The 14086-nt window shown below is 57.7% G+C and carries 10 protein-coding genes; 3 read left to right on the forward strand and 7 right to left on the reverse strand.

All coding sequences use genetic code 11. The features are described from left to right. Nucleotides 1-6: 6 nt before the first annotated feature. On the forward strand, nucleotides 7-657 hold the full coding sequence (locus ABIE48_RS29585; protein ID WP_076172665.1) for an amino acid ABC transporter permease: 651 nt from the start codon (nucleotides 7-9) through the stop codon (nucleotides 655-657). Nucleotides 658-766: 109 nt separating this feature from the next. Here ABIE48_RS29585 and ABIE48_RS29590 read toward each other — a convergent pair whose 3' ends face one another. The 5 genes from ABIE48_RS29590 to ABIE48_RS29610 all read right to left on the reverse strand — a co-directional run bounded on the left by ABIE48_RS29590 (nucleotide 767) and on the right by ABIE48_RS29610 (nucleotide 8607). Next, on the reverse strand, nucleotides 767-3991 hold the full coding sequence (locus ABIE48_RS29590; protein ID WP_145027058.1) for an alpha-mannosidase: 3225 nt from the start codon (nucleotides 3989-3991) through the stop codon (nucleotides 767-769). Between the two features lie 215 nt (nucleotides 3992-4206). Beyond that, nucleotides 4207-5331: a GntR family transcriptional regulator gene (locus tag ABIE48_RS29595; RefSeq protein ID WP_145027060.1), complete on the reverse strand. Its 1125-nt coding sequence runs from the start codon at nucleotides 5329-5331 to the stop codon at nucleotides 4207-4209. A gap of 96 nt (nucleotides 5332-5427) precedes the next feature. Next, complete coding sequence (locus ABIE48_RS29600) at nucleotides 5428-7056, reverse strand: YndJ family protein (RefSeq protein WP_192716045.1); 1629 nt, start codon at nucleotides 7054-7056, stop codon at nucleotides 5428-5430. Further along, nucleotides 7046-7690, reverse strand: coding sequence for a DUF4166 domain-containing protein (locus ABIE48_RS29605; RefSeq protein WP_192716046.1), 645 nt, complete (start codon nucleotides 7688-7690; stop codon nucleotides 7046-7048). The genes ABIE48_RS29600 and ABIE48_RS29605 overlap by 11 nt, the downstream gene beginning before the upstream one ends. Next, nucleotides 7687-8607: a DoxX-like family protein gene (locus ABIE48_RS29610; protein WP_192716047.1), complete on the reverse strand. Its 921-nt coding sequence runs from the start codon at nucleotides 8605-8607 to the stop codon at nucleotides 7687-7689. Before ABIE48_RS29610 ends, ABIE48_RS29605 begins: the two co-directional genes overlap by 4 nt. A 206-nt stretch (nucleotides 8608-8813) precedes the next feature. Between ABIE48_RS29610 and ABIE48_RS29615 the strand changes: the two genes are divergently transcribed. Beyond that, on the forward strand, nucleotides 8814-10043 hold the full coding sequence (locus ABIE48_RS29615) for an aminopeptidase (RefSeq protein WP_192716048.1): 1230 nt from the start codon (nucleotides 8814-8816) through the stop codon (nucleotides 10041-10043). Between the two features lie 101 nt (nucleotides 10044-10144). On the opposite strand, the gene ABIE48_RS29620 is transcribed toward ABIE48_RS29615, so the two are convergent. Next, nucleotides 10145-10606 carry a GlcG/HbpS family heme-binding protein gene (locus ABIE48_RS29620; protein WP_483312672.1) on the reverse strand — a complete coding sequence of 154 codons (462 nt, stop codon included), beginning with the start codon at nucleotides 10604-10606 and terminating at the stop codon, nucleotides 10145-10147. Between the two features lie 226 nt (nucleotides 10607-10832). Here ABIE48_RS29620 and ABIE48_RS29625 point away from each other — a divergent pair, with 226 nt between their 5' ends. Beyond that, the gene (locus ABIE48_RS29625; protein WP_192716049.1) at nucleotides 10833-12086 is read left to right on the forward strand and encodes a peptidase; all 1254 of its coding nucleotides are present in this window, start codon (nucleotides 10833-10835) and stop codon (nucleotides 12084-12086) included. A 194-nt stretch (nucleotides 12087-12280) separates the two neighbouring features. Here ABIE48_RS29625 and ABIE48_RS29630 read toward each other — a convergent pair whose 3' ends face one another. Continuing rightward, nucleotides 12281-13945: an MFS transporter gene (locus tag ABIE48_RS29630; protein ID WP_192716050.1), complete on the reverse strand. Its 1665-nt coding sequence runs from the start codon at nucleotides 13943-13945 to the stop codon at nucleotides 12281-12283. Between the last annotated feature and the right edge of the window lie 141 nt (nucleotides 13946-14086).

Here is a 14086-nt window from a genome sequence, read left to right on the forward strand (position 1 = left end):
GCCGCCATGGATTTTATAGGTGCCTATTCCCTACCCAACGTCAAGTTTCTGCTTGAGGGGTTTCTCGTTACGATCGAGGTCGCGGTGTTGTCCATTGTGTTCAGCTTCGTGCTTGGAACCGTTCTCGGGACGCTGCGTTACGCCAAAATCCCCGTGTTGTCCCGGATTGTCGCAGCCATCGTCGATATTATCCGGAACCTGCCGCTGCTGCTGATCATCTTCTTCATGTACATCGTGCTCCCTCAGCTCGGCATCAAAATGTCCCCCTTCTGGGCGACGGTCGTCGGCCTGACCTTGTTTGAGGGGGCCATGATTTCGGAGATCGTCCGCGGCGGACTCAATTCCGTTGACCGGGGACAAATCGAGGCGGCCCGCTCTTCGGGGCTGAGCTATATGCAGACGCTCCGGCATATCATTCTGCCGCAGGCGCTTCGCCGCATGGTTCCGCCCTTGGTTAGCCAGTTCATCTCGCTGCTCAAGGATACGTCGCTCGCGGTTATCATTTCGCTTCCCGAGCTCATGCACAACGTGCAGATCCTGCAGGGACACAGCCCGAACTACGTCATCCCGGCCCTCATCTTCGCCGCCGCCCTGTACTTCATCGTGAACTACATTCTCTCGATTATCGCCCGGCGGCTGGAGGCCAAGACGCTCTGACACGGCTGCTCGGCCCGGACAAAGAAAACAAGCCCAGCTCTCCCCCTTCATGGGTGAGGCTGGGCTTGCTTGTGCTTGGTGCGTATCGCATCAAATATGGTGCGGGCTGTTAGCGCGCCAGCGATACCACCAGCGTTTTGATTTCGTACGGCTTGAAGCGCAGCTCCGTACCGTTGCCCGATACGCTCAACGGCTCGCCGCCTTCTTCCATTAAATTCGTCTCGGCCGTCGCGCTGACCGCACCGGCCTGCGGGTCCAGCTCGACCCGGGCGCGGGTGCGGATGCCGCCGTATTCGTACATGCGGATGACGATATCGTCGCTGTCCTCAGCCTTTTTGACCGTGTCGATCATAATATTCGGCTGATTCACCTTCACCAGGCCAAGCGCCTCCGGCAGAATGCCTTCCTGTACCGGCACGGCCAGCAGCGGCGTGTTCAGGCCGCAGGCCGCCTGGTGGGTTCCGCCTTCATACCAGCCGCCGCGGTGCGGATACAGCGAATACGTAAATTCATGCTCACCCTGATCGGCGGATCCGTCCGGGTAGACGGCTGATTTGATCAGGCTGAGGCGGATGACGTGGTTGCGGATGTCATGCCCGTATTTGCAGTCGTTCAGCAGGCTGACGCCGTATCCGCCCTCGGAGAGGTCCACCCAGCGCTGCGCCACGGATTCGAACCGGGCGTAATCCCAACTCGTGTTCCAGTGGGTCGGACGCTCCACGTTGCCGAACTGGATTTCGTAAGTGGCCTTGGTGGAGCGGATGTCGACCGGAAATGCTGTCTTGAGCAGCTGCTGGTGCTCGTGCCAGTCTACCTTGGTCACAAAATCGATCCGCGGGTCGTCCCGGTACACCGTGAACCTCTGTTCGATGGTGGAGTTGTGATACGCATACACCAGCTTGATCACGCCGCGCAGCGGTCCTTCCTCCAGGACTGTCAGTTCCTTCAGGTCCTCGACCGTCCGCATTTTTTCCTGGTAGAAAATATCGATGTCCCAGGCGTCGTGCGCCATCGGCTTATCCTCGAACACCTGCAGCACGTTCGCCGGCTCGCCCGGCTTCAGCACTTCGCGGTCCGCCTGCTTGTCGTACAGCGATACAAGCTGACCGGCTTCATTCAGGCGGATGCTGTAGAACGGCGTTTCCACGACGTCTCCCGTGATCTGCCAATCCGTCTCACCCGCTGCAGCGGAAGCCGAACCTTTGGTGCCCGATCCCCCGCTGCGGCCGTAAATAGTCGTGTAGCCGTAGGCCGGCACATCCTTCACGGTAACCAGCACGCGGGATGATCCATCCTCCTGCGCAGGAATGACCTGGGTCGGCAGCTCTTCTCCGGCTGCGGAATACCACGTCATTTCCACGGCCCCTTCCACGGAAACTTCGCTGACGAAAGAGCGTTCCCAGCCGAGCGGATTGAAAATCCGGACAGCGAGGCCCTTTCCTTCCTCCTTGGCGGAGTTCGGCTGTCCGCCCGCTTCTCCACGGCCCTCGGCGGTAAACTGCGACAGCCCCTGTTCCAGCACCTGCACGGCCAGCTGCTCGGCCTCAGCGTACTCGATCCGGCTGTCCTCATACACTTCGTGGATGGACGAGCCCGGGATGATGTCGTGGAACTGGTTGCGCAGCACGATCTCCCAGCTGTCCGCGAGGCCTGCAGCCGGATAGGCATAGCCCGGATTCAGCATCAGCGCCAGCGCGTTCACGAATTCCGCGTTGTGAAGCAGCTGCTCCATCCGGCGGTTCATCCGCTTGTTATAAGCCTGGGACGTATAGGTGCCGCGATGGTATTCCAGATACAGCTCCCCGTCCCACAAGTGAAGCTGCGGATCATCCTTTACCCGCTCCTCCAGCTGTTCGAAGAACGCTTCCGCTCCGCCCTGCTTCACCTGCGGCGCTGCCGGCATGTCTTCGTAACGGCGGGCCGCTTCAAGCATATCCCGGGTCGGACCGCCGCCGCCGTCGCCCCAGCCGTAGGCGAGCAGCAGGTTCTCGTTGATGTCCTTCTGCCGGTAGTTATCCCACAGTCCCTGAATCGAGGAGCCGGTGATGTTGCCGTTGTACGTATAAAACCAGCTGCCGTCGTTGTCCGGGGTCGTGATGTAATGCGTCAGCATTTCGGTTCCGTCGATGCCCCGCCACATGAACGTGTCGTACGGGAAGCGGTTGTACTGGCTCCAGCTGATTTTGGTCGTCATGAAGTAGTCGATGCCGCTCTTCTTCAAAATTTGCGGCAGCGCCCAGCTGTATCCGAACACGTCCGGCAGCCATAACACGCGGTTGTCGACGCCGAACTCCCTCTTGAAGAAGCGCTTGCCCGTCAGCAGCTGCCGGACCAGCGACTCCCCGGAAGGAATGTTGCAGTCCGACTCCAGCCACATCGCCCCGGTCGCTTCCCAGTTGCCTTCCTTCACGCGAGCCTTGATTTTCTCGTACAGCGTCGGAAAATCCTTCTTCAAATATGCGTACAACTGCGGCTGGGACTGAAGGAAGACATACTCCGGAAAGCGGTCCATAAGCGTCAGCACCGTTGAGAACGAGCGCCCGGACTTCTCACGGGTATGCTTCAGCCGCCACAGCCAGGCGACGTCGATATGGCAGTGGCCGACCGCGGTGATCTGCGGCCGCGGGCCGCGCGGAATCGCCTCAAGCCGCTCCTTCAGCACGTACAGCGCCTGCTCGGTGGAGGCGTAGAAGCGGTCCGCTCCCGGCGCGCTCCAGTCCAGCAGCCGGAACGCCTCCTCCAGCGCAGACGTCATCGCCTGCTTCTCCAAGGCGCGTTCGTCCAGCAGCTTCACCGTCTGCAGCATGTGCAGCGCCGTGTAGTACAGATCGTCGGTCGCCGCATCCAGCACTGCAAGTTCCAGCACATCAACCCGATGATCAAACGGCATATGGCTGCCGTTCGGGGGCGTCAGCCCGCTCCATGCGCGGATGGCCAGCTCAACGCGGCCTTCGTCCACAGCCTGCGCCGGGAAGAACAGCTCGGCATGGTTGCGGTCCACGGCCTGCGCCGGCTCCCCGTTCAGATACACCTGGCCTTCATAACCGCTGCAGTTGCCCCCGCCGGTTTCCCCAAGCTTGATCAGTCCTACGACGTCCTGCGCCCGCCACGATGCGGGAAACGTCACGTCGGCGATGAACCAGGCGTAGCGGTCCCTTCCTCCCCAGCGGTCCCCTACCTTCACGACCGGCTGGCTGCCTGCGGCGGCCTTCGCTTCCGCCAAACCGTCCACATCCGGTACGATATGCATGTTCTCCAGCGGCTTGCGGTCCCGGTATCTCAGCCCGGCCAGCTCCTGAATACGCCGCTCCAGCTTTTCAATCATAAATCTCATGGATGATCACCTTTTCCCCTTCTGCATCCTTCCGTCTCCGGCCATGCATGCTCCCGGAATTTCCGGAGTAATAAATTGCTGCTTCGTCGCTTACAGCACATCGGCAATAAGTTTTGCTCGTATTAATATATATAATATAGCATTTATGTTTAATATAAAACAAAAAAAACAGCATCTCTTGTTTGATCAAGAAATGCCGTTTCCGATTCCCCTGGTTATACCGGGCCTGTCGTATGGTGAATGACGAGACGGGGTTTAAAAATCCGCTTCGTGTACTTGACGTCCTTAATGTTCCCTTCCAAAATATCCAGCAGCAGGCTAGCCGCCTCGCGCCCCATTTCTTCCTCGCTTTGATCGATATACGTAAATACGCTGAGCTCCTCGAGCATGGGACTCGGGTTATCGAAGGTAACGATGGACAGGTCACCCGGGACATCCAGCCCCAATTCCTTGGCCATGGACCACAGGTTGACCCCAAGCTTGCAGTTCAGCGCGATAAACGCCGTCGCCATCCGGCTCTTGAGGAAGCGGTACAGCGGGTGATCCGTACGGGAACGCCCCGTTGGGATGCTGAAGTCGGTAAGAATCAAAGCAGGATTGATCATCGCGCCCTTGTTCTTCAGCGCTTCGTTATATCCTTGAATCCGTTCATCGACCGTTACCGTCGGTATTGGAGAATCCGAGCATATCGCAATGTTCCGGTGTCCCAGATCCCACAGATGATCCACCGCCAGAATGGAACCCAGAGCCGGATCGGACAGGACCACGTTCGTCTCTACGCCGGGCAGATGCCGATCCAGGAGCACGAACGGGTAATTCTGCATCTTCAGCGCGATAATTTCTTCACTGTACACCTCGGCATCCACCGGAAAAATAATCAACCCGTCCGTCGTGCTGCGGAGCTCGCGGATCGCTTCCTTCTCCAGTTCCTTGGAATTGTAAGTGAACATGACGACCAGCGAGTATTTACTCCCCGACAGCGCGCTACGGATCCCCCGTACCATTTGGATGGCAAAATAATCTTCAATGGAAGGAAACACGAGCCCGATCTTGGGAGCCGACGACGATTTGGCCTCAGAGACGAGGGAGACCGGATTACCCGATATGTACTTCTCAGGCACGCCCTTGACGTAACTTCCCCGGCCCGGAATCCGGTAGATCCAGCCTTCGCCCGCCAGCTCGGCCAGCGCATTGGCCACGGTGATCCGGCTCACCTGAAACTGGTCGATCAGCTCCTTCTCGGTCGGAATCCGGTCGTCTTCCTTCAGCTGCCTGGAAGCAATCAACTGCTTGAAATGGTTTTGTATTTGAATGTACAGCGGCTCCCTGTCCTGGCTCATGACAATAATCCTCCAATACCTGATCTTTCGGTCATCTTCCTTTTAGCATTATATCCCATGGGACATACATGTCAACGCCGCTGCCCAGCCGCGGTCTCATCCGGACCGCTGAATATCGTACCGGATATCCAGGAAACGGAGTCCGAAAATCCACATCCGGTGGCGGGCCGTCAGCCGCTGTCCGGACTCCCCCTCCCGGATCCAGAAGGTTTCCTTCAGGGGCAGGCGCATCGTGAACCATGAGGCATGCAGGTAAATGCCCTCATCGCCCCGGTGAGCCGGGCTGTGGGCGCTGGTCAAGACGAGCCCGGAGCCTTCATTATACAGGCGCAGCATCCCGGTCATATTGGTGCCCGGCAGCGGCAGGGCGATATTCATGTAGGGCTCGTCTCCGAACCAATGCAGGGAATAGAGCGCAATGAAAATCGCCTCCCCCTTCCCGTTCAAACGCTGCCAGGCGCGAACCCGCTGCCTGCCGTCCCTTCCCGACGCCACCGGAAGAACCCGGCCGTACATCCCCTGCCACCCTTTGAATGTGCCAAGATGGATCTGCCCGATCCGGCGGCTGATGACTTGATAGACCACAGCCAGCGGCCTAAACCACCCGGCCCAGCGGATCTCGGCCCGCATCGCGTACTGATCGGTATGCTCGTAGAAATCCCGAATGACGGGCGACAGCCTCCGGGCGCGGAACGAGGCAGAGTCAAACCCGTCGATCCGGTCGACCAGCCCTGAGTAGGATGCCGTTTCGTCAAGGAGTCCTTCCCTGCTTAAGAAGTGGCGCCCGATATGCCTTCCGCCGGTGATGGAGCTTACCGGTTTGCCATAATAGCTCTCCTTCGGGAAGTTTCCCTCCAGCAGCCAGCCCGCAAGCGACGGAAGAGCTACGCCTACCGCGTTCATCAAGCCATGAATCCAGATCATCCGGTTGATCGAGAGACTCCCGAACCCCATCGCCCTTCCGGCTGCGTAAATCAGGGAGAACAGAATCGTCACCATCAATACGAGCGCCGAAAAAGATATGAGGTATTTGGCCTCCCGCCGGGTAAAGGAAGCTTTGAAAACAAGCAGTCCGTAGCTGTACAGGGCAGCCAGGTACGCCGCCACCAGAATGAACTCAAGGGCGGTGGAAAAAGCAATGCCCAGCGCAATGCCGGCCGGGGCCAGCATGATGATGACGGTCGAGGTTAAGTACAATTTCCGTCCAACCGTTATTTTTCGCCCCAGCAGCCCGGCCAGGATCGGGATCATAAACGAAGAGTAATGAAAATGAACGGCTGTCAGCATGATGAGCACGTCCGAAAAATCCATTATACGCCAATGCAGCGACGCAGCCAGGAACCAGAAACCGCCCCCGGCCAAGTACATCAGTCCGAAATCCACCGCGGTTTCAGCAAGTGGATGCAGCCCCCTCTCCAGCAGCCGTCTCAGCCCATACAGCGCCGTAATCACCGTAAAGGCCACCCAGGGAAGGCATAACAGCGGGATATCTCCCATGAAGGAGAGTGCCGCACAGACGGCAGCCGGGGGGTAAAGGATCGTCATGATTTTGTACAAAGCCATCGTCTTCCCGTTTCGCAGGCGGGCATCCACGAGCATCAGAAAACCCGGTACCAGCACCAGCACCGCCAGCATCAGCACCGCTTCAAGCACTTGAAGCTGCCGACCGCTGACGCCGAGAAACATCACATACAGCAGCAATCCGAACCACGCGTTACGCTTCATCCCGGCTTCCTCCGCTCCCGTCTTTCCTTGTTCCCGTAAAGCTCCCCTTATAGGCGAAAAGGGTGCCGAACAGCGGATTGCGCACATGCACCCGAATCCGGAAGCACTGCCGCTCCTCGTCGTAGGACTCCACGATCTGGGCCGCCCCGTGAAAAACCCGGGGAAGCGGGATCCGCATGCCGAACAGGGGCAGCCACTGGCTTCTGGAGGAGATGTGAATGGCTCCTTTGTCGTCCACGTGGAGGGACAGGGAGGAGCCGAGCAGCGCCGGCTTGCCGAACAAGTCCAGGATCTGCTCCTCCTCACTGTCCCATTTCATCATGGCATCGAAATGGCGCTTTTTGCCCCGGAAATCAAACGTCCGATCCCAATGTACCGTCTCCTGGCCCTTTGCATCCCGGGATACTTTGTTGTGGATAACAAAAGGGATGTTCCGGCCCCGCTCGGGAAAGAACAGACGGGCCCGAATGCCCAGCACCATCATGGCCCGTACGGCAAACGAACCGCCGCTGATTTCCTCCATCCGGCCGGCCCCGGTAAACACGGCATTTCCCGTCAGCCGGTAACGCTCCTGCAGCTTGGGATGAAGCAGCTGATAGGTATCGCCGAGCGCCTGTTCATAGATCGATTTCATAGGTCACCCGCCTTCTTTCGGCGGCAGCGGGCGGCGCTGGGCAGATGTCGGCTGTTCCCGTAGCCGATCAGCGACAGGACGATCAGCATACCGTTTAGCGTCACGGGATTAAACGGGGCAACAAAACTGCCGATGTCCCCGATCCCCGCAGAGACGGTCAGACCGCAGATGGCGACGATCTGGAGTATAAACAGCGGGCGCTTCAGCTTATACAGCGGCAGCAGCCACACGAGTCCAAAGAGCATTTCCAGAATGCCGACCATCCGGATCATCGCCACACCGCTGCCCATGCTCCCGGTTACGGCTTCCATCATGCGAATTTCGTCCGGATGGGCCATGATTAGCTTGGGAACGAGGCCGTGGTACAGCCATACAAAGGCGATCACCCCGCACACGGTCCAGTACGTGAGAAAGCGCTGGAGCAGCAGCTTCGGATGAAATCCCTGCTCCAGCCACATTTTTAACGCGTCAAAGCTCCAGGCCGTCGCCCATCCGAGCAGCGGCCTGAACAGGTAGGCATCGGCAAGACGCCCCGCCGCGCCGAAAGCCGGTTCATATTGGTACAGCGTCTCGAAGCCGATACCGCCGTCTTTCTTCGTATACTTCCAATACCCGCTGCCCTTTCGGATGAGCGACAGCCGGTCATGCGTCCAAAACTTCAGCGAGGAGACCCGGTCCCCGGATTCCTTCTCCACTTGTCCCGCCGATTCTCCTTCGCCTGCAATATCGATGCCCATGCCGATCCGGGTTCGGTACCGAAAACATTGAGGCTCATCCTGTGCCCGCGGCAAATACGAAATCTCCGTAAACCGAGCATCCCATGCGGTATGCAAATCCGGGTTCTGGGTATATTCCCATAGCTTATCCATCGTTGTGTCGATATCGATTTGCACATAGATGGGCCGTTGCTTTTTCATGGCGTCTCCCCCTTGCTTTGCTCCCTTCCTAATTCGCGGAAAAAGCCCGATGTCCTTCTAAATTCCTTCCTGTTTAGACAAGATCATACACCGATGGCATTTGTTTGGAGGCCTCCGGCGGCGCGAAAGCTGGAAGGAACTGGCGAAGAAAGGGCGAATCCTTAATAGATTGTTATAATCTGCCGATGTTGGGGAGGAAAAAGTCTATGAGTTTTTTAGACCGTTTGGAAAAATACGCCGAGCTCGCCGTCCATGTTGCGGTTCATATTCAGCCGGGGCAGTCCTTGTGGATCAGCGCTCCGATCCATGTGCCGGAATTCGTGCGCATGATCGCCAAGCAAGCGTATCAAGCCGGGGCGAAGCTGGTTCATATTGAGTGGCAGGACGAAATCAGCACACAGCTGAAATACCATCTCGCTCCTGACGAGGCTTTTCAGGAGTATCCGGTATGGAGAGCAAAGTGGGTTCAGGAATTCGCCGAGAATGACGGGGCATTTCTTTTTATTGAATCGGCCAATCCCGAGCTGCTGAAGGGCGTGGACCCCAAGCGGATCTCAGCCCACTCCAAAGCGGCCAGCGTCGCACTCTCCAAGTGGCGGGAGTATATGTCCGCAAGCAAAATGACCTGGTCCATTATAGGCGTTCCGTCCGAAGCCTGGGCGAAGCTGGTTTTCCCGGACCTGGCACCGGAAGCCGCGGTCGAGGCGCTGTGGGAGGCGATCTTCCAAACTGCCCGTGTGAGCAGCGGCGATCCCATCCAGGCTTGGAACGAGCATAATGCGAATTTGCGCAGCAAACGCGAATATTTGAACCGCAAGCAGTACAAGCAGCTTCATTATAAAGCTCCGGGCACCGACCTGCTGATCGAGCTTCCGGAGCATCATGTCTGGAACGGCGGTACCGCCCGAAACGAAGCGGGCAATGAGTTCAACCCGAACGTTCCGACGGAAGAAGTGTTTACTTCGCCCCGCAGGGAAGGGACCCGGGGAACCGTCCGCAGCACCAAGCCGCTCAGCTACCAGGGAAACTTGATCGAGAACTTCAGCCTGACGTTTGAGGACGGAAAGGTCGTCGATTTTACGGCAGAGAAAGGATACGAATTTTTAAAGGGCATGCTCGACATGGACGCGTCGGCCCGCTATTTGGGCGAAGCCGCGCTTGTGCCGCATCACTCGCCGATCTCGGAGACCGGGCTCATTTTCTTCAATACGCTATTTGACGAAAATGCTTCGAACCATCTGGCCCTGGGCGAAGCCTTCCCGACCTGCATCGAGAACGGAACCTCGCTCACCCGGGAAGAGCTCGACCGTGCCGGGCTGAATCACAGCATGATCCACGTGGATTTCATGATCGGCTCTGCGGACATGGACATCGACGGCATCACGGCGGACGGCCAAAGGGAACCTGTATTCCGTAAGGGCAACTGGGCGTTCTGATCCACCATACTAGTTAAGCAAAGCCCTCCACCCGCCTCACATGCAGGCCGGATGGAGGTTTTTTCTCGTCACCGGTTCCAGCCGTACCGCGAGAGCAACCTTTACGACTGATTCGATCCAATCCGAAACGAGATGCTCCGAAGGTCCGACCGCTGCATCCAGCGCTCAAAAGCCTGCACGGCAGCCTCCGCCACCTGAATATCCTGCTCGCTCGTCCCTCCGCTGACCCCGATGCCCCCAATGATGACATCGCCTGCTTTTAACGGGATTCCTCCCCCCAGGATGACCACCCTGCCCTGATTCGTCGTATTGATCCCGAAGGATGGCTGCCCGGGCTGAGCCGTTCTGGTCAGATTCGAGGTCGGCATCTGCAGGGCCACACTGGTCCAGGCTTTGTTCTGGGCGATATCGATGCTCCCGATCCGGGCGTGATCCATCCGGTGAAAGGCGACCAGGTTCGCACCGTCGTCCACGATGGCGATGTCCTCCGCCAGCCCCATTTCCTTGGCTTTTTTCTCGGCTGCTTCGAGCAGCATTTTGGCAAGATCCAGCGTCATTCTCATGATCAGGCTACCTCCAGCTTCAATGTTCTTTCCCCATTGTATGGCCGCCAGCCCATATGCGTGTTATTGGACGGAGAACGCTGTGAATTTGCCTGCAATGTGCAACATTTGGCATGACCGCCTCGTCAGGAACTATGAAGAGCAAGCATCATTTACCAATTGCATGCACGGTGAAACATTCCGATCCGCACTCGCAAGAACGCCATATAGAGGAGGAAAATGACAGATGAACAAAATTTACAAAGTATTGGCAACCGCATCAATTTTCGCTCTGGCAGCCGTTCCGGTTGCAGCCAGCGCCCAGGAGGTGCCGCCCGCAGCCGCTCAAAGCGGACAAGGCCAGGTTCAAAATGAGGCCAAAGTGGTTCCTGCCACCTGGGGACAAATCACGAACTTCGTGAACGACAAGACCGGCAAATCCGTTACGGTTACGGGACGGGGGCTGGCTCCAAGCGATCAAAGCCAAATCGTCCTGGCCATCACGCCGGAGACCAAGATCATCGATGCCCGCGGGAAAAGCGTTCCCCTGAAAACCGTGATCGATGAGAAAAAAGTCGTGAAGGCGTTCTATGGACCGAATATTACGAAAAGCCTTCCGGCCCGCGGCACGGCGCTAACGCTTGTCGTTCAGGATAAGAGCTTTACCGCCATTGACGGTACTGTATCCGAAGTGAGAGAGAACGGCATCCTGGTCAAAGGAACCGATATTTACACCTCTAATGAGGACACGATTCTTCTGCACCTGGCCGATAAAGCCACCATCCTCAGCCAGGACGGCAAGGCGCTGACCAGCGGCGATATTAAAGAGGGCACGAGCATCCGAGCTTTCTATGGTCCTGAAGTGGCCATGAGCCTGCCGCCTCAAGCCGGAACCAATTATGTGATCGTGAACACGGAAGACACCGGAAGTGGTGAAACCGGAAATACAGATCAGGAACTCAAAGCCGGCACAGATGGCATCGTCACCAATACGGCGGACGGCAAAGTGACGGTCGTCGGCAAGGCGCATGACAAGGGCGGCGTCAACTACGTCATCCTCTCCGTCGATGACAAAACCCAAATCGTCGACGAAGACGGCAAGGCGCTGACCAAGGATGCCCTGAAGGCGGATACCCGCGTGGACGCATACTACAGCGATATCATGACGATGATTTATCCGGCCCAGACGCATGCCGGAAAAATCGTGGTGAAGAAAGCGGAAACGGTTAAAATCGAAGGTACCGTTAAAGCATCGGACCGCGCTTCAGCCGATCAGGTCTATGTAAACGTAGGGTCCGATGATTCCACCGACAACGACGTCATTCTGAACATCTCGAAAGATACGCCGGTCATCCCTACGATGGGCGGCGATACCAAGCTTCGCCCTGGCACCAAAATTATCGCCTATCATTCTCCAATCATGACCAAATCGATTCCCGGCATCACGAGTGCCGAAGCGATCATTGTGACGTCGGACGCCGATACGGTACAGCCTAAGTAATATCAACGTATACGCAACTTGCTTAAAAGCGCCAAAACCCTGCCGATTCTCCTGAAGAATCGGCAGGGTTTTTTTGAAGATAAGAACGTATAGCTTAGGGCTGCCGGATTAACGAGCGGGACACGATCATCCGATCCGATAATTGGGAAGCCTCGGACGATCTTAAATCCCTTGCCGGTTTGTCCAGCGTTCCATCAGCTCTTCCGTTTTCTCCTGGCGAGAGCGACCGTCATCGGAATGATCAGCATCGTGTAGAATCCAAGCACCGTCATGCTGAGGATAAAGGCGCTCGTGTAGCTGCGCGCATTCGACTGCGATACGCCGTCCGCCACCAGCCTGTCGGCACCCCCGGCAGCGGAAGCGGTAACCTTGCATGCGCCGGGAGCCGCCTGTGCCTGACCGGCCGCTGCCGGGAAGCAATCGCGCAGCCTGGCCAGCGCCGTCTGCCCCTGCTCCTCCGACAAGGCGTAGGATGTCAGATGCTGCCGCAGTTCAAGCTCGGTCCGCGCCTCCGCCTGATTGGCATAATGGCTTAATGAGCTCATCCAGACAATTCCGATGAGGCCGATACCGATGGCAGAGGCGAGCTGCATCCCGGTCGTCAAAATGCCGGAGCCCGACCCGATATCCTGCTTTTCTACCTTGGACAGCACCACATTGGTCAGCGGCGCGGCGATAAAGCCTTGGCCTATGCCCAGCAGGACCAGAGCCGGCAGCCAGAACCATACGTTCGGCGACCACCCGGTGGCCCAGATCGTCAGCGCGACCGCGAAATAGCCGACGGAGGTCAGCACCGAACCGACTGTAAGGACATGGGCTCCAATTTTGCCCGCCAGCTTCGGGGACAACAGCGAGGCCAGAAAATACCCGATGCCCATGGGCAGGATGATCAATCCGGATTTCAGGGCACTGAATCCATGCCCCATCTGCAGCAAATAGGCAGTGATCAGAAAGAAGGCGGCTTGAGCGGTCATCATGAGAAAGATCACGGCCAGGCCCAAGCTGAATGCTTTCTGACCGAACAGCCTTACGTTCATAAACGGCCGGCGTCCTTTGGCAAGCAGCCTACGCTGCGTCCATACGAATACGGCGAGGACAGGGCCGGACAGAATCAGGCTGATGACGAGCAGCGCCGGCCACCCCTCCTTCTGCCCCTGGACCAGCGGATACACGAGGAGGAGCAGTCCTGCCGCCGCCACGGCCGCACCGAACCAGTCCATCCGCGAGCGGTCCGAATCCCTCGATTCCGGAACGAACGGAGCCATCGCCAGGATGATCAATCCGATCGGGACGCTGAAGAAAAAGACCAGCCGCCAGTCGAGATCCCACGGATTCCAGCCGAGCAGCAAACCGCCGATCAGCTGGCCGGTCGAAGCGGCCAATCCCTGGGCTGCGCCATACAGCCCGAAGATCATTCCCCTCTTCTCCGGCGGGTACTGCGCCTGAATGAGGGACAGCACCTGCGGCGATATCAGCGCCGCACTAAAGCCTTGAAGCACGCGGATGGCCGTAAGCACACCGACACTGCCCGAAATGCCGCATAACAAGGATGTTAATGTAAAGCCGGCCACGCCGATCAGGAGCATCTTCCGCCGTCCGTACCGGTCGCCCAGCCGCCCGCCGATAATCAAGGCCACGGCATAGGACAAGGTGTAGGCCGAAACGACGAACTGTACGCCGTAGAAATCGGCGTGAAGCCCCCGCTGAATCGAAGGGGTCGCCACATTGATGATAAAAATGTTCGCTACGGCCATAAATACGGACAGCAGCATCACCGCCAGCATTAAACGCGGCCTCTGGCGCGGCTCAGCCGCCGCCTGCGCAAGAGGCGCGGGAATGGAATTGACCGGTTGGTTCATCGCTTGCTTCATCCTCCTCTGGCGAATCCGGATATTTGACAGCAGCCGGAATCAGCCATTAAAATAAATGAGACAGATCTGTCTCGTTTGATAATCGTATGATACAGACAGATCTGTCTCATGTCAACAGCGAATTTACCT

The sequence above is a fragment of the Paenibacillus sp. OAE614 genome (genome assembly GCF_040546645.1).
GTDB classification, from domain to species: Bacteria; Bacillota; Bacilli; order Paenibacillales; family Paenibacillaceae; genus Paenibacillus_AQ; species Paenibacillus_AQ favisporus.